The following is a 15,576-nucleotide window of genomic DNA, read 5'->3' as shown; positions in this document are numbered from 1 at the left end:
GGCCTTTGCCTACAATGCATATCGTCAAACAAAGACATCGAGGATCAAAGGGCCCGGATGGATCCAATGATACTGCAGCAGATCGAAAAGATGGGGATCGCCGAGAAGCGCGAGCTCCTGGAGAGGCTGGAGGCGCTCATAGCCAAGAAGATGGCAGGCTCTGCCCTTGCGGGAACACCCAAGAGGTGCCCGAGGTGCAAATCGCTCAGTTTCTATTGCAAGGGCCACGACGCGTGTGGCCTTAAGAGATGGAAGTGTTGCTCGTGAGGCAAGACCTTCTTTGTAAAGACAAGATCTGTCCTGGCTATGTCAAAGCTCACGGCCACCACATGGGCCGCATATGCAAAGGGCACGCTTGCAGGCATGACGCTTGAAGGAGCTTGCGAAGAGCTGCCATGTGAGCCTTAAGGACATTGTGGTTCCATGCGCATGAGGCTCTTCGAGCTGCTGCAGGCAGCGCTTGGCGCCTTCAGGTATGGACCCACCGTCTCCTGCCAAAAGATCGGGATCTACATCGGCGAGTCGCTTACAGGCAACAGGGCAAGGCCCAACATCCAGATGCTGAGAAAGGTGCACACGCACGGCCATGTTGTGCATTGCTGTGGCATATAGAACAAGAAGGTCTGCGTGGAGTGCTGCGCGAGTGACTTAAGCGACGAATATGCCATCCTTTGCGGTAGGGGCAGGCCCGAGGACGAAAAGCTCACAGATGCCCTTTCAGGTATCGTCGGCAGCTTATGGGTCTCCACCGACGACCATGCAGGATATGCGCGTGTGGCTCTCCTCGCTTGGGGTCTTCAAGCACACGGCGAGCTTAGCCTCGTCAATGCGATGCAGCGAAGGCTGTGCGAGTTCCTGCTTTTCTTCCATGGGGTCTTCTACGAAGTGGCTGGGGCACTTGTCTTGCCTGCTTTCTGTGGATAGAGCAGGTAAGGCATTCTGAGCGGGAGAAGAAGGATATACTCTCAGGCAAGCTTGCAGGAGGCAGGTATGTTCCATACCAGGCGTGCGCTCATAGACATAGAGCAGCCCTTCTGGAGCTATTGGAAGGACAGGGGCGTCAGGTCAATTATGGTCTAACAGCGAGACGTGAGATTGTCACCGCAAAGTTCCCGCTCGATGAGTTCACGATCGCTATGGAGCATGCAGCGGTGAAGTCCTACCATAACATCAAGGTTCTGCTCGATATGGACGATTAACACAGGAACACAGGAGACGGCGGCGCCTTCGCGGCCGCTGTCTCTCTTTGAACGAATAGTGACTGACACACTGCGAGATTTCCTTGCTGGACTGGGAAGAGCGAAGCAAGATGCAGCCTCTACCTCTTCTGCTGAGCGAAATCGTATGCCTCTCTCAGCCATGAAAGCAGCTCTTCGTCGATCTGTCCTGCATCGCTCAGAACTACATGGTGGGTCCATCTGTTTCGATATGCTTCGACTTTCGCATCGATGCGCGCCGATTCGAGCGGATGTTCGAGGCCGAATGTCAGCGTGAAGAATGACGCGGGCATTAGCGCTTTTGGACGAACGCGGAGAAACGAGACGCAGCTGAAGACATGCCGGTTGCAGAGCGTGATCTGGGTCTTCTGGACACGGATGCCGAACTCAGGAAGCGCTGCCTGTGTCTGCTGCATGAATGCTGCATAGAGAGGCAGAGCCTCTTCATGGCCTTTAAAGAAGGCGCATTCTGCCGTGCCTGGCACATAAGCGCTCCTGCTCTCCATCATCAGCTCCGCTTCTTTTCTCACATCAGCGTCTTTCTGGAGAGCTGCTATTCCAGAGGCTTGGTATAGTCCTCGTCGATCTTGGCTACCTTGTTACGCCTGCGGACATACTTCTCGGCAGTCAGCGGCTCAGTTGCCATCCATGTCTTCGCTATTGCCATTGCCAGCACCGGTCCGATGATCTTGCCGCCCAGGCAGAGAACATTCGCATCGTTGTGCTGGCGTGCCAGCTCGGCGCAGACAGGATCCTGGCAGACACAGGCGAATATGCCACGTACCTTGTTCGCTATCATGGCAGATCCATAGCCGACGCCGTCGACAAAGATGCCACGGTTGCATCCGCCCTTCGCGATGCTGAGCGCGGCAGGAAGGACGAAGTCGGAGAGGTCGCATGACTCATGGTCATAGGTACCGAAATCCACCACCTCATGTCCTTCGGACTCGAGCCACTTCTTGATCTGATTCTTGAGGTCTGTTCCTGCATGATCATTTGCCATTGCAATCTTCATGAGAACCCCTTTCGACGAGCAGCATGAATGAGCGTGCCATACGCTCAACTGGCATAAGTGTAGGCGCGAAGCGTCGAGCAGATCCATTCCATTGATGGCATATCGCCCGACGGCATCCTGTCCTGCGTGTGAAAGGTATCTGCTCCATCGTGCTTGGGCATCGACAGCCTGCTCCTCGGCGGCGTCTTGGCAAGCAAGCGCAGAGATGGATGTGGATGAGGCCGGTTCATGCTGCTCCGCTCGAGCTAGCTCTCCTCGTTGCGTGCGAAGAAATCGGCAGCGTTGCGGAAGAACATGCCCTCTGCGATGTCTTCTCCGAAGCGCTTGGCCACCATGGTGCGGAAGGCGGGCATGTCAGAGGCACCCGAGAGCCAGGACGGCGTAGCCGATCCATCGAAATTGCTGCCAAGCGCGATGATGCGTTCCCCGCCTAGCTCCAGGAAATGGTCGATATGGTAGCTCAGCTCGTCGAATGTGACATCAGCCTGGCTATCGCCTGCACCATTGCCCTCGTTGAAGCGGTCCGCAATGAAAGAACGGCAGTAGTTGATGCCGACAAGGCCACCAAGGTCTCAGATGGCCTCGAACTCCCAGTCCGTGAGGTTGTGGGGATGTTCGCAGATGGCACGGCTGTTGGAATGGGATGCCACGAAGGGCCTTGCGGCATGTGCGACCACATCCTTGAAGCTGGCATCGTTCAGATGCGAGACGTCGGCCACGATATGGAACTCTTCCATGCGGTGTAGCGCCTTGATGCCATAGCCCGTGAGGCCTTCTGCTGTGAGGTTGCCAGAGCCTATGCAGTTCTGGCCATTCCAGGTCAGCGTAATCATCCTCACGCCGTCGGCATGCATCTCGTCGAGGACGGCAAGCCTGTCTTCGAGCGGCGAGGCATTCTCGACCGTGAGCATCGCGGCAACACGTCCTCCTGGAAAGGCATCTTCCACCTTCCTGGCATCGCGTATCTGTCTGATTTTATCGGCATGCGCTTCGAGCTGGCTTCTGAAATATGCAGAGACCTCGGCGTAGAACTCGTGGAGCGTCATCCCTGCCTGGGAGAGATCGTCTGGCACCCAGACAGCAAAGCATTGGAACCAGCTGCCAGCCTGGAACATGCGCTCGAGCGAGAGCTGCATGCCGTTGTGAAGCAGGTCGTCTCCTTCTTGGACTGGTGAAAGATGCTGTGAGAAGGGCTTGATACCGTGCATGGACAGACTGTCCAGCGTATCGCAATGCAGGTCGAAGATGCGGATATTATCGTTTGCCATACGTCCTGCCTTATGAGCGTATCGAAATTGCATCTGAACATCATACGCTAGCCTGCATTTCATCTGCACAAACGATGCGCAGAATCAGACATGCAGATACGGCTCCATCTCTCTGAGCTATGCAATATCGTGGCTGATGCAGGCAGACAGGAACCAGAGCCGACGTATGGTGACGACAGAGGCGGGAAGAAAGGCGGACTCATGAGCAAAGATCGAAATGGTAGCACCGGTGCTGGACACAGAGCCACCTGCGAAGAAACGAATGATATCCGTACCGATCAAGCGGACAGGCTGGATGTGCTCTGCAACAGCGTGGATGCACTGACCCACGAACGAGAAGGCTCGCCTGAAACGCAGCCTGAGTTCGAGGAGCTTGTTCGTACCATCTGGCGCCTGAGGCAACCTGACGGGTGCCCTTGGGACAAGGCCCAGACGCATGAGAGCATAGCGAAGAACATGATCGAGGAAGCCTACGAAGCCGTAGACGCAACTCATGAGCAAGATGATGCCAATCTGCGCGAGGAGCTCGGAGATGTACTCATGCAGGTGCTGCTTCATGCACAGATAGCGGCAGACGAAGGCTCCTTCGATATCCGCGACGTCTGCCGGGACCTCAACTGCAAGCTGATTCGCCGCCATCCCCATGTATTCGGCACTCCAGAAGGGGAGAAACCTGTTCCGGCTCAAACGGATGTTGCAGACGTGCCAGACATCTGGGACCAGGTGAAGCGCGAAGAGCGTATCTCGAAAGGCAAGAAGTCGGGCGAGGAGCCGGGACTTCTGGACTCTGTGCCCATCTCGCTTCCCGCTCTCATGCAGGTCCAGAAGATCTCGGAGCGTACTGCCAAGGTCGGCTTCGACTGGCAGACCACATCAGATGTCTGGGACAAGGCCCATGAGGAAGTGGGGGAGTTTAAGACAGAGCCATCCGGCTCCGAGTGTGCCTTCGAAGAGGTTGGCGACGTCCTCTTCTCTCTTGTCAATGTTGCACGCAAGGAGCATATCGATGCAGAGGCTGCCCTGGCATTCGCGAACCGACAGTTCCACAGCCGCTGGGCTTCGATGGAGAGAGCGGCAAAGGTTTCAGACAAGCCCCTGGATGCGTGTTCTGCAGAAGAGCTCGATCAGCTCTGGAGATCGGCGAAACAGGAAGAGCATGAGCAGTCGCAGCGGCAGAACAGCTAGCTGGCACTGCTGCAGCACAACATTGCGCTCCTGGACTTCCTGCCTCTGAGATGTCTCAAGACAAGCAATCAAAAATCCCCTCCCGCGACTCAGTGAATGCGAGAGGGGATCCTTATGGCTCCAGGAAGCGAAGATGCCTCTACGAGAGGAGCATGCGGTCGTTTGCAAGCTCGCCGCCCGAGACCTCCTCAAACTTCTTCAGCAGGTCTGCCACCTCGAGCTTTGCCTTCTCCGCACCACGCACGTCGTAGATGATCTGGCCTTCATGCATCATGATGAGCCTGTTGCCAAGCCTGATGGCATCGTGCATGTTGTGCGTGACCATGAGGGTGGTAAGCCCATTCTCGTCGACGAGCTTCTGGGTGAGCGAGACGACCTTGGCAGCTGTCTTGGGATCGAGGGCAGCCGTATGCTCGTCGAGAAGCAGAAGTTTCGGCTTCTTGAGCACTGCCATGAGAAGCGTCAGCGCCTGGCGCTGGCCGCCAGAAAGCAGTCCCACCTTCGAGGTCAGACGCGTCTCGAGGCCAAGGTCGAGCTCCTTCAGGCGGTCGACATAGCTTTCACGCTCTTCCTTCGTGATGCCCCAGGCGAGTCCGCGGTGCTGTCCGCGCCGTGCTGCGAGAGCCAGGTTCTCGTCGATCTGCATATCGGCAGCCGTGCCGCGCATGGGGTTCTGGAAGACACGTCCCAGATCTGCTGCGCGCTTGTATTCGGGCAAGCGCGAGACATCCTTGCCGTCGAGCTCGATCGTGCCTCCGTCAGGCGGGAAGACGCCTGCAACGATATTCAGAAGCGTCGACTTGCCAGCGCCATTGCCGCCGATCACGGTGACGAAGTCGCCGTCAGCAAGATCGAGGTTCACGTCGCGCAGAGCCGGCTTCTCGTTCACCGTGCCTTTGTTGAAGGTCTTCGTGACATTCGTGAGCTTGAGCATCAGCGCTCGCCTCCCTTCTTGTAGGCAAGGCGCTGCTGCCTGCGCTCCAGGATGACAGGAATGACAAGGGCAAGGGCGACGATGATGGCAGAGAAGAGCTTCATATCGTTCGCATCCATGCCCATCTGGAGGACGATTGCACGGATCAGGAAATAGACGACAGAGCCGACGACAGCAGAGGTCAGGCGGCTGCCGAATGCCTGGAGCTTGCCCGGGGTGAGGCGTCCCAGGACCTCGCCGATAACGATGGCGGCAAGACCGATAACGATGGCGCCCGTGCCCATATTGATATCAGCGTACTTCTGGCTCTGGCAGACAAGAGCGCCGGAAAGGCCGACAAGGCCGTTCGAAATCATGAGGGCAATGAGCTTCGTCACACGGACATCGATTCCGAGGGCGCGGCACATATGCTCGTTCTGGCCGGTTGCACGCAGCGCCGAGCCGATTTCTGTGCCGAAGAACCAGTACAGAAGGACGATGCAGAGTACGGCGACAATGATGCCGACAATGAAGAAAGCAACGCTCTGGGAGACGCCCAGAAGCGAGGAAAGACGCGTGAAGACCGTATCGACATTCAGGAGCGGCACATTGGACTTGCCCATGATGCGCAGGTTGATGGACCAGAGGGCAATCTGCGTAAGGATTCCCGCGAGGATGGCAGGAATATCGAAGAGCGTGTGCAGAAGGCCGGTGACAGCTCCTGCGATGACGCCGGCAAGGGTGCCCAGAAGGATAGCGACAAGAGGATCGAGGCCCAAGGTGACGGATGCGGTGGCGGCAACGCAGCCGCCAAGTGCAAAGCTGCCGTCGACGGTCAGGTCTGCGATATCGAGCATCTTGTAGGTGATGAAGACACCCAGGACCATGATGCCCCAGAGGATGCCCTGGTACAAGGCCCCGGATAGAGCTAGAAGCATTGAGTTTCCTCCTTTTCCAAAAGCGTGCCTGGCAATGGTCGCCGGGTACGAATCGATTGGGAATGTATGGGGCAGGCCAATACCTACCGTGCCCGAATCACAATCCCTTACTGGATAACAGAGAGATCGACGCCGACTGCCTTTGCCGTCTCCTCATTTGTGGTGAGGGTGCACTCGCTGGCGTCGAGCGTCTCGATAGGCATGTCTGCCGGTTTGGACTCGCCCTTCAGGATCTTGACGGCCATCTCGCCAGCCTTGTAGCCGAGCTTGTTGTAGTCGATGCCGTAGGTGGCGAGGCCGCCGTTGTCGACCATGCCCTTCTCGCCACAGATGACGGGAAGCTTGTTCTCGTTTGCAACCATGGAGACCGTTGCCATGCCGGCAGCGATGGTGTTGTCGGTCGGTGCATAGCAGGCATCGACCTTGCCGACCATGGATTCGACGACCTGCTGTATCTCGTTCGAGTTCGATACGGAGTAGCGCGTCACAGTGAGATTGCGCTTCTTCGCAGCCGCCTCTGCCATCTGTACCTGGACGTCGGAGTTGGATTCGGCGGTGCAGTAGAGTACGCCGACCGTCTTGGCATTGGGAAGGAGCTGCATGAGAAGGTCGAACTGCTCTGCTACCGGCGTGAGGTCGGAAGTGCCCGTCACATTGCCGCCAGGAGCGTCATTTGAGGCGACGAGTCCGGAGGCGGCGAAGTCGGTGATTGCCGTGCCGACGATGGGAATCTCGGTCGTGGCACCTGCCACAGCCTGGGCGGCAGGGGTGGCGATTGTGAGGATAAGGTCATCGCCGTCGTTCACGAGCTTCTGTGCAATGGTCTGGCAGGCCGACTGGTCGTTCTGGGCATTCTGCTGATCGATCGTGTAGGAGATGCCTGAATCATCCAGAGCCTGGACAAAGCCAGCGTTCGCTGCATCGAGTGCATCATGTTCCGTGAGCTGAAGGACGCCGATCTTGTACTTCTTCTCGCCGCTCGTGCCCGAGCATGCAGCGAGTCCTCCCAGCGCTGCAAAAGCTGCAGCGCCTCCAAACAGCGAGAGAGCATCGCGACGCGTGATGTTAGTGGTCATGCTGACAGCCTCCTTATTGTCGGTGCGCTCTTCTTGGGGCATGCATCCCTCCTCGGGAGTTCAGCCAGCCTTGAAAGCGCTAAACAGTACTGAATGCATGCTACTTTCATAAATTGCACATCTAAAGCGAGGCTTCAATCTGATAACAGGCTTTTAACCGCTTGGATAAGTCGCTGCAGGAATCGGCATAGGCGGCTGTCTCTGAATGGATCTCTATCCAGACGTAAATGGTTGACAGCTGAAGTCCTGAAGCTGGCGCTTTTCATCTCTCTGATATTGGCGGACGGCTCCGGCATGCCTCCGGTTCTGGTGCTCATGGCATACGGCGTCGATACGGCACGGTCCCTCTCATCCGGCTCTATGGCATTGGAGCTCATGCACAGCTTCGTCGGAGGAATGACAGTCGTGCTCTGCGTTCCTAGTGCCTCCCCTGCATGCGCAGAGTTGCTGACAGGCATCGGCAGGTCAGCAGCAGGCAAGGATGACGTACCCGATGCTGGGCTTGCGTAATGGCTCTGTGCATCTGCAATGCCTAATCGGGAATGATCTGTCTTGCGCCCAGGATCAGGCTTGAAGCCGCTGCAAGATAGGGCACATATATCGGAATGTAGGCATACGCTGCCATGATGAGGTCAAGAAGCGTATCGCCGCCGGCTTCAGGATGGCTACGAGGAGGATATAGGCGATGCCAAGCACGCAGCAAACTGCCTTCAGGATGAACAGGACCCTCCCGGGAAGCCTAATGATGCGGAAGTGGCTTGAGATGAAGAACGGAATGGAGATTGCCGCTACGGGACGGACCATATACTGATAGAGGGCGTAGGGGAGGCTTGCATGGGCTCCCCTGAACTGCCAGAAGCATGCGAAGACAATGACCGAGAGAATTGCGGCTATAAGGGATAGGACATCTCGGGAATCGAACGCTCCTGTCTTCTGTGCCATCTTTCCACCTGCGGCCTTCTGGCTGAAGCAGTCCTAGGGATGCATGCGCTCTTGCACCATGCAGATAGTTCATGTCTTCTTCCGATGAATCGAGGTGCCTTGCTGCCCTCAGCTGAATCGCTACTCTGTGCATCTGACCTTATGATAGGCAACCCACTTATCTATTTCAGAAACGCTGATGCCCATTTCAGCGTGTGGCATGAGGGACTGCAGAGGGCATGGCCACCTATCCATGCAGACGAGCTTCCTGCAGAGAGACGGTTCAGGTCAGAGCATGCTTGCGCTGGATGGGGGGCGCAGGAGTGCAATGAAATTGTCAGACCTGTTGCCGCAAGGCGATGAATTGCGAAATCCGCGCATACAATCATTTCAGATACCTTGGTATCGTTGTGCCCGGATGGATCCAGGCAGCCGCGACGCGGAGGTTTTCATGCAGCTTTCCGCCCATGCCATGCAGCTTGCCAGCCAGGAATGCCTTGAAGCGAACGGCTTCATGATCTTGGAAGCAGCCGTGCTTCTGGGAATTGGCCTCATCATCGCTATCCCGCTGATGAGATTGTTCCTGCCGGTTCTGAGACGGAAAGATCTGCCCTGGCGAAGCATCTGGAAATGGGGAACGCTGCTTCTGGCTGCGGCTATCCTTGTGCCTGCGATATCTGGCACGAGCAAGGTTGTCTCAGGCGTGGCAGCAAGGCTGAGCGGCAGCGTATCTGTTTTGCCGGTGAGCGAAGAGGATGTCGCCTATGACTTCTGCGTCATTCATCTTGCGTCAGATGAGGTCGAGCCTGATTCAGCTGATGCTATCACCATCGATGGGCTTCCGGATCTGGCTTCTTCTTCCCCTCGGAGTCCAGGGCGGACACGGTCATCGTGGACGGGGAGAGCATAGGGAAAGATGAGGCTGGCAATGACATCCAGATGGTAGCCGTCACGACGCATTGAGCACTTCCCGGCATCTACGACGCAAGCACCTCAGGCCACGCATCGCCGAACTTCCTGCGCAGATCGAGGATGGCTTCGCAGAAGGTATAGCCGTGAGGCACGGATGTGCGAACGAGATGTCCATCGTGGTAGGCGATGAGGCGGTTCCTCGGCACGGGCTTCCAGAGCGCCTTCTCTGCTTCTCCTCTAAGAGGCTTGGTCGAGAAGACGATAGCGTCATCTGCCAGCTGGCGGAAGTGCAGTGTGTCTTCGGAGGTATTCGTGTGCACGTAAGTATAGGAGCTGTCATCCATGATGAGGTTCAGGCGGTTGAGGTTGGGGATCTGCGAAAGAGCGCCTGCAAGGGCATTGAAGGTTCCCTCGAAATCGAGCGCGCCTCCCGCACGCAAGGCTGCTTCGTCGAGGACGTCAAGCAGAAAGAGCATCGTGCGCTCGCTGTCCGTCTCGCCCTGCTCGCGGCGGTCATAGCCGGCGGGGAGCTCTTCGTTGAAGAGGATGCCATTGTGGATGAGCGTCCATTCGCGGCCCGATATGTCTGAGTCTCGGAAGGGATGGCAGTTCTCGGCGCACTGCTCTCCGCCTGTGGAGAAGCGGATATGCGCTTCGAGACGGCAGGCCTCGATAGGGCGAGCCAGGAGCTTCGGCAGGAGCGCCGACTCATAGGCAGCAACAGGCTCGCGCTACAGCTTCACTTCAGCCTCGGGATCATGGATATCGTTGCCGCACTCTCTCCGTGTCAAGCCCTAGCCATGCGGGTTGTCATGGCTGTGGTCGAAAAACTCTTTCAGATATGCATTGGCGGCGACGGGCCTGCCCGAGTTGATTGCAAAGAGCTCGCACATACTGCATCCAATCTGCTGGGACATTCTGGATTGGGATGATGATAGCGCGAAGAGAAGCGATGCAAGTCCGATGCAATGCAGAATGATAGAGACTCTTCCTGAATCATGTAGAAATGATGCTTCATCCTTATCGTCCGTGCTGAAGGCCAATATGCCATACAACTGAGCGTTGAAGTATCCAGCTGCGAAACGGCACTCTATCTCTACTATAGAACGGTTCAATCCTAAAAGCTGTGGGCAAATGATCGTGGCTTGATGCTCAAAGAGACAGAAAAGCGGCCATCCTCTAGAATCTTGCATCACAACAAGAAGATCCCGAACAAGGATGGAGCGCGCTGACAAGTATAGCGTCCACGGCAGCCCAGCTGCCCGCCATTTCCCATGCCGACGAGATTGCCGCCCCCGGCTTCATCCAGATCCCCTCACATCTGGATGGCTTCGTGCAGACGGGAAAGCCCAGAGAGGGCGTGTGCACCGAGGAGTTCGGCACGTCGACCAAAAGATGCAGGAAGGCGGTGCAGATCCTCACGGTCCCGGGCAGGCCGGCAGTGTCGGATGCACCATGCTGCCCCTGCTGCGGAAGGGCAATAGAGAAAAATGGGAAGGCCCCCATTGCGCTTCGGCACCTCCTCTGGGGATGGGAAGGGCGAAGATAGAGGTGTCCCGGCCAAGATGGGCATGCAGGGAGTGCGGGAGCACCTGCATCGAGGACGTCCCCTTCAGGGCCCCAGGCCAGCGCATCACGCTGTTGCTGCTTGCCTTCGTGTGTGACCTGCTTGCCCTGGGCCAGACGCTCAAGGCAGTGTCCCTCATGACAGGGCTCAACAGAAACGTCGTGAAAAAGATCGAGCGCGCGAGGCTCTCTGGGCTCTATACGAAGGAGGGCGAGGACGGCGAGACCAGACTCCGGAAGCCGAAGCGGCAGGCGCGCTATCTGGGCGCAGATACGTTCAAGCTGCACAACAGGCACAGATATGCCACCGTGATCATAGACCTTAAGACAGGACATGTCCTGTGGCTCGCTCATTCCAAGAAGAGACAGGTCGTATACGATTTCTGTGACTTTGTGCTCGCTGAGTGGATGTCCAATGTGGAGACAATCGCCTGCGACATGAACGCCGACTTCGAGTGGACATTCCTTAAGAGGCACCCGCGCCTGGATGTCGTCTACGACTGCTTCCACCTCGTGAAGAACTTCAACGAGAAGGTCATCTGTAAGGTCAGGAAGGATAAGCAGGCAAGGCTTAAGGGAGGAGGGCGACGCCGAGGCGGCGCGTGCCCTCAAGCGCTCCACATACATCCTCATGTCCTGTGCGGACACCAGGAAGAGGAAGGATTGCGATGCACGCGCCGGCAAGGTGGTCTTAAGGGGAAGCGCCCTCTTCGGCAAGCAGGAGGCCCTGCAGAAGGGAGGGGCCAGGAAGTGCTACGAGGAGCTCATATCCCAAAACGAGCTGCTTGCTACCTGCGACATCGTAGATGAGATGCTCGCGCAGGCCTATTCGTGCACCGATGCGGATGCGATGGAGAGGATCGTGGACACGTGCCGTGGCACGAAAGACAGGCACTTCGCCAGGCTCGTGGAGAGCCACATGGACGGCATCATCGCGCATGCGCGCCACCATATCAGCAGTGGCAGGGTCGAAGTCACCAACTGCATGATCAAGACGCTCAGGAGGGCAGGCTAGGGATACCCTAACGACGAATACTTCTTCCTCAAGATATTCGATTGCCAGCAGGCGCTACTCGAAGACTTCCGGGGCTGCGGCATGATGGGGGGTACCCACAGGAATTAGGACTGAGCCATATATTTTGAGAAGCCACTTTCCGCCAGTAGGCCATAGATCCCTGCAGCCGGACGCTCGCCTCATAGACTGTCCAGCCATGCTCTCTGCAATGTGCCTCGTACTATCAGGCCTCTGGTATTGGCAGATGCATGGCATATCAGGCCTGAAGGCGTCCGGTCCTTTCGAGCACCTCGTCGCAGGGCTTGATCATAGGTTCGTGCGAAGCGCAGTGGGTGCAGAGGAGATCGAGGAACTCCTCTCTGAGGGCATCTGTCGCAGCGTCCTGGCGGATGAGATAGCCGACCTTCATGATCTCGTCAGTCTCGAGCGGCACCGGCACGATGCCCCGGTCAGATGGGTAGATGCCTGTCGCGATGTTGTATCCATCATGCTCGGAAAGCAGCCGTGCCAGAGATCCGTTGTCGCTGAGCGCGACATGGCTGTGGCAGGGGAGGTCGGCCAGCGGCTCTTCTGCGAAGTAGGCCGAGCCCTCAGTGCCCTGCAGATGCGCGAAGCGCGTCATTGCAGATAGCTCCTCAGGCCTGATGCTTGCCTTCTTCGCCAGCTCGCTATCGGCACGGACGAACACATGCGGACGTGCGATGAACAGCGGCCTGAATTCGAGGCCATTCGATTCGATCGAACGCCCGACCACATGCCTGTTGTAGTCGTTGAGGTAGATGACGCCTACTGAGCTCCTGTGGTCATGGACATCGCGGATCACCTGGATGGTGCTCGTCTCGCTCAGCGTCAGGCGGCAGGCGCGTTCGGCATGGGCATCGAGCAGGTCGCCGAAGGCCTCGACAACGACCTCGTAGTGTTGTGAGGATACTGCGAAGCGCACTTCGGATTCGCCATTCTCGGCGAAGCGCGACAGCATGAGGTCTGCCTGGTCCACGATCTGGCGCGCGTAGCTGATCGCTTCGAGCCCCTCATCGGTGGGGCTGACACCGCGGCTTGTCCTTTTGAAGATCGTGATTCCCAGCTCGCGTTCGAGATCGCGGATAGCAACGGAGAGGCTCGACTGCGACAGATAGAGCTTCTGGGCCGCTGCGCGTACCGATCCGCACTCCGCGGTTGTGATCAGATATCGGAGCTGCTGGAGCTGCAATGGAGGCCTCCTTTGCCTGCTTTCATATGTTTCCATCGTATTGTTTTGACGCCTCTCTGCAACGTGGTCGCTGGCGGCGCTCACTGGACAGAGAGCGCTATGGATCAGCGAAATGCCTGAAAAATAGCTATATAGGTAAAAGCGAACGCTACTGTTGGAAACTTTGACACTGCCGGATTGTTTACATGCCCTAACGACATCCCTTTAATGTCTTGTAACGAAGCAGATTTACCTGCGCCCTCGCGCGGGTCAGATGAGAGGTGGCAGGATGCGGCGCGTCAGAATCGATACAGACGTCCTTGTCATAGGTGGTGGCACGGCAGGCTGTTTCGCTGCACGCACGTTGGGTGCCCATCCCGAGGTGGATGTCGTCGTCGTGGACAAGGCAGGCATCGAGCGCTCGGGATGCCTGGCAGCAGGCGTCAATGCAATCAATGCCTACATCACGAAGGGCCGTACGCCTGAGTTCTATGCCGACTATGCAATGGACGATGCGGGCGGCATTGCGCGCTGGGATCTCCTGATCTCGATGTCCGAGCGGCTCAATGACTGCGCCCATGCGCTTGAAGATGAAGGCCTCGTATATCTGCGCAATCCTGACGGCAGCTATGTAGAACGCGGGACACGCAATGTGAAGATCAATGGCGAGAACATAAAGCCCCTGCTCGCCCGTGCTGCGCGCCGCCAGCCCAATGTGCGGGTGCTCGAGCACGTCGATGTGACGGACCTTCTCGTAGAGGATGGGAAGGTCGCAGATGCCGTCGGCTTCTCGGTCACGTCTGATGTCGCCTATGAGCTCCATGCCCGTGCCGTCATCATGTCGACCGGCGGGGCTTCCGGCCTCTACCGTCCGAACAATCCTGGCTTCAGCCGCCACAAGATGTGGTACTGCCCGTTCGATACCGGAGCCGGCTATGCAATGGGGCTTGCTGCAGGCGCCGAGATGACGACATTCGAGATGCGCTTCATTGCGCTGAGGTGCAAAGATACGATTGCACCTACGGGCACGATTGCGCAGGGCGTCCATGCACCGCAGGTCAATGCTCTGGGCGAGGTCTATGAGAACAAATATGGGCTGCGCACGAGTGAGCGCGTCTGGGGAACCGTCGAGGAGACGCTTCAAGGCCGGGGTCCCTGCGTGCTCAGGACGAAAGGCATCGGAAAAGAGGCCGAGCGCGAACTCTATCATGCCTATCTCAACATGTCTCCCGCGCAGACGCTGCGCTGGATGGAAGCAGGCGCCGGTCCCGACGAGGTAGATGTCGAGATCGAGGGAACAGAGCCCTATGTCGTAGGCGGCCACACCGCAAGCGGCTACTGGATCGACGAGAGCCGTGCAACGACGCTGCCAGGCCTCTTTGCGGCAGGCGACGTTGCCGGAGGCGCTCCACAGAAATATGTGACCGGCGCCTTGGCCGAAGGCCAGATTGCAGCTGAGAGCGCCCTTGCCTACCTCGAAGCGCATGCCACCAAGAGAGAGCCGGCGGGAGACGATGTCCTGTCGCCCCAGGCCGATCATATCGTCTGCGGCTATGAATACCATCTTGCAGGCGGAGATCCTGCGGTGGCGGCTCTCTTCGATGCCGACCAGCTCGCGGAGGCCATGCAGACGGCGATGGACCGCTATGCAGGAGGAATTTCCTCGGGCTATCGCTATACCGAAGCCGGGCTTGCCCAGGCGAAGCGTCAGACGGAGAGCTTGGGTCCGCTCGTTGATGGCCTTGGCGCCAAGGACACGGACGATCTTCTGCGCATCTACGAGCTGCGCGAACGACTTGTCGTCTGCCGCGCCCTCATTGCACATCTTGGTGCGCGCCGCGAGACACGCTGGCATGCATTCGCGGAGAATGCGGACCATCCAGGAACTGACCAGTCGTTTGCCTGCTATGTGAATTCGCGCATGAGAGACGGGCACATCGAGACCTTCACGCGTCCGCTGGTGAAAAGAGGCGAGCATCTTGAGCATTTCGATCGATAAGGCAGCATGCGTGGGCTGCGGCGCCTGCGTCCGCGTCTGCCCCGGCAACCTCATCAAGCTCGATGAAGATGGACCTGCATGGATGCGCAGACCGCGCGACTGCTGGGGCTGCACGGCCTGTCTCAAGGCCTGTCCTGCTGGAGCCATTGCCTACTTTCTCGGAGCTGACGCAGGAGGCAGAGGCACAACACTTCATGTGAAGCGTTCGGGAACGCACAGCAGCTGGAGCTTTGTGCATCTCGATGACAGCATCGATGAGATAGACGTCGATTCAGGACAGGCCAACGCGTACTGAGCAGACACATGACAGGGGCGCAAGCAAGATGTATCGGTGACTATGCATTGCGCACGGAGACCCTGCG

20 protein-coding genes and 1 pseudogene are annotated in these 15,576 nt (G+C 57.6%); 12 read left to right on the top strand and 9 right to left on the bottom strand.

The genetic code is table 11. The annotated features are described in order from the left end of the window. Positions 1–57: 57 nt before the first annotated feature. From J4859_RS12780 to J4859_RS12765, 4 genes are all read left to right on the top strand, one after another. Positions 58–267: a hypothetical protein gene (locus tag J4859_RS12780; RefSeq protein ID WP_212330317.1), complete on the top strand. Its 210-nt coding sequence runs from the start codon at positions 58–60 to the stop codon at positions 265–267. 162 nt (positions 268–429) lie between these two features. Further along, positions 430–612, top strand: coding sequence for a hypothetical protein (locus tag J4859_RS12775; RefSeq protein ID WP_212330314.1), 183 nt, complete (start codon positions 430–432; stop codon positions 610–612). Positions 613–627: 15 nt separating this feature from the next. Next, the gene (locus tag J4859_RS12770) at positions 628–924 is read left to right on the top strand and encodes a hypothetical protein (RefSeq protein WP_212330312.1); all 297 of its coding nucleotides are present in this window, start codon (positions 628–630) and stop codon (positions 922–924) included. A 119-nt stretch (positions 925–1,043) separates the two neighbouring features. Continuing rightward, positions 1,044–1,199, top strand: a complete 156-nt coding sequence (locus tag J4859_RS12765) for a hypothetical protein (RefSeq protein WP_212330310.1) — start codon at positions 1,044–1,046, stop codon at positions 1,197–1,199. Between the two features lie 119 nt (positions 1,200–1,318). Here the strand turns inward: J4859_RS12765 and J4859_RS12760 are convergent, their stop codons facing one another. From J4859_RS12760 to J4859_RS16425, 3 genes and pseudogenes are all read right to left on the bottom strand, one after another. After that, positions 1,319–1,747 (bottom strand): DUF5655 domain-containing protein, encoded by a 429-nt coding sequence (locus J4859_RS12760; RefSeq protein ID WP_212330308.1) that lies wholly within the window; start codon positions 1,745–1,747, stop codon positions 1,319–1,321. A gap of 23 nt (positions 1,748–1,770) precedes the next feature. Next, positions 1,771–2,232, bottom strand: a complete 462-nt coding sequence (locus tag J4859_RS12755; RefSeq protein ID WP_212330306.1) for an RpiB/LacA/LacB family sugar-phosphate isomerase — start codon at positions 2,230–2,232, stop codon at positions 1,771–1,773. 245 nt (positions 2,233–2,477) lie between these two features. Continuing rightward, positions 2,478–3,500 (bottom strand): annotated as a pseudogene (locus J4859_RS16425) (dipeptidase). A 201-nt stretch (positions 3,501–3,701) separates the two neighbouring features. On the opposite strand from J4859_RS16425, the gene mazG reads away from it, so the two are divergent. Continuing rightward, entirely contained in the window at positions 3,702–4,685 is a 984-nt protein-coding gene (mazG, locus tag J4859_RS12740) for a nucleoside triphosphate pyrophosphohydrolase (RefSeq protein ID WP_212330302.1), read from the top strand. A gap of 139 nt (positions 4,686–4,824) precedes the next feature. Here the strand turns inward: mazG and J4859_RS12735 are convergent, their stop codons facing one another. The 3 genes from J4859_RS12735 to J4859_RS12725 all read right to left on the bottom strand — a co-directional run bounded on the left by J4859_RS12735 (position 4,825) and on the right by J4859_RS12725 (position 7,654). Then, on the bottom strand, positions 4,825–5,619 hold the full coding sequence (locus tag J4859_RS12735; RefSeq protein WP_212330299.1) for an ABC transporter ATP-binding protein: 795 nt from the start codon (positions 5,617–5,619) through the stop codon (positions 4,825–4,827). Continuing rightward, positions 5,619–6,536 (bottom strand): ABC transporter permease, encoded by a 918-nt coding sequence (locus J4859_RS12730; protein WP_212330297.1) that lies wholly within the window; start codon positions 6,534–6,536, stop codon positions 5,619–5,621. The genes J4859_RS12735 and J4859_RS12730 overlap by 1 nt, the downstream gene beginning before the upstream one ends. Positions 6,537–6,643: 107 nt before the next feature. After that, positions 6,644–7,654: an ABC transporter substrate-binding protein gene (locus J4859_RS12725; protein ID WP_371812067.1), complete on the bottom strand. Its 1,011-nt coding sequence runs from the start codon at positions 7,652–7,654 to the stop codon at positions 6,644–6,646. A gap of 189 nt (positions 7,655–7,843) precedes the next feature. On the opposite strand from J4859_RS12725, the gene J4859_RS12720 reads away from it, so the two are divergent. Further along, a complete protein-coding gene (locus tag J4859_RS12720) occupies positions 7,844–8,122 on the top strand; it encodes a YibE/F family protein (RefSeq protein ID WP_212330295.1) in 279 nt (92 codons plus the stop codon). 54 nt (positions 8,123–8,176) lie between these two features. Here the strand turns inward: J4859_RS12720 and J4859_RS12715 are convergent, their stop codons facing one another. Then, positions 8,177–8,554 carry a hypothetical protein gene (locus tag J4859_RS12715; protein ID WP_212330293.1) on the bottom strand — a complete coding sequence of 126 codons (378 nt, stop codon included), beginning with the start codon at positions 8,552–8,554 and terminating at the stop codon, positions 8,177–8,179. A 274-nt stretch (positions 8,555–8,828) separates the two neighbouring features. Between J4859_RS12715 and J4859_RS12710 the strand changes: the two genes are divergently transcribed. Continuing rightward, a complete protein-coding gene (locus J4859_RS12710; RefSeq protein ID WP_212330292.1) occupies positions 8,829–9,443 on the top strand; it encodes a hypothetical protein in 615 nt (204 codons plus the stop codon). A 67-nt stretch (positions 9,444–9,510) separates the two neighbouring features. Here J4859_RS12710 and J4859_RS12705 read toward each other — a convergent pair whose 3' ends face one another. After that, positions 9,511–10,119, bottom strand: a complete 609-nt coding sequence (locus J4859_RS12705) for a class II glutamine amidotransferase (RefSeq protein WP_249113828.1) — start codon at positions 10,117–10,119, stop codon at positions 9,511–9,513. On the opposite strand from J4859_RS12705, the gene J4859_RS12700 reads away from it, so the two are divergent. The 3 genes from J4859_RS12700 (at position 10,048) to J4859_RS17115 (ending at position 12,026) form a co-directional block, all read left to right on the top strand. Then, on the top strand, positions 10,048–10,377 hold the full coding sequence (locus J4859_RS12700) for a hypothetical protein (protein ID WP_212330290.1): 330 nt from the start codon (positions 10,048–10,050) through the stop codon (positions 10,375–10,377). The two genes, J4859_RS12705 and J4859_RS12700, sit on opposite strands and share 72 nt — an antisense overlap. A gap of 598 nt (positions 10,378–10,975) precedes the next feature. Next, positions 10,976–11,821, top strand: coding sequence for a transposase (locus J4859_RS17120; RefSeq protein WP_212330288.1), 846 nt, complete (start codon positions 10,976–10,978; stop codon positions 11,819–11,821). Next, on the top strand, positions 11,739–12,026 hold the full coding sequence (locus tag J4859_RS17115; protein WP_256436884.1) for a transposase: 288 nt from the start codon (positions 11,739–11,741) through the stop codon (positions 12,024–12,026). Before J4859_RS17120 ends, J4859_RS17115 begins: the two co-directional genes overlap by 83 nt. 256 nt (positions 12,027–12,282) lie before the next feature. Here J4859_RS17115 and J4859_RS12685 read toward each other — a convergent pair whose 3' ends face one another. Next, on the bottom strand, positions 12,283–13,236 hold the full coding sequence (locus tag J4859_RS12685) for a LysR family transcriptional regulator (protein ID WP_212330286.1): 954 nt from the start codon (positions 13,234–13,236) through the stop codon (positions 12,283–12,285). Between the two features lie 268 nt (positions 13,237–13,504). On the opposite strand from J4859_RS12685, the gene J4859_RS12680 reads away from it, so the two are divergent. Together J4859_RS12680 and J4859_RS12675 are read left to right on the top strand one after the other, a co-directional pair. Further along, a complete protein-coding gene (locus J4859_RS12680) occupies positions 13,505–15,214 on the top strand; it encodes an adenylyl-sulfate reductase subunit alpha (RefSeq protein WP_212330284.1) in 1,710 nt (569 codons plus the stop codon). Further along, on the top strand, positions 15,195–15,509 hold the full coding sequence (locus J4859_RS12675; RefSeq protein ID WP_212330282.1) for a ferredoxin family protein: 315 nt from the start codon (positions 15,195–15,197) through the stop codon (positions 15,507–15,509). The genes J4859_RS12680 and J4859_RS12675 overlap by 20 nt, the downstream gene beginning before the upstream one ends. The last annotated feature ends 67 nt before the right edge of the window (positions 15,510–15,576 follow it).

The sequence above is a fragment of the Atopobium sp. oral taxon 416 genome (genome assembly GCF_018128285.1).
Taxonomy (GTDB): domain Bacteria; phylum Actinomycetota; class Coriobacteriia; order Coriobacteriales; family Atopobiaceae; genus Olsenella_L.
Note: the sequence above shows the minus strand (reverse complement) of the source record. Positions and strands in the feature narration are given on the sequence as shown.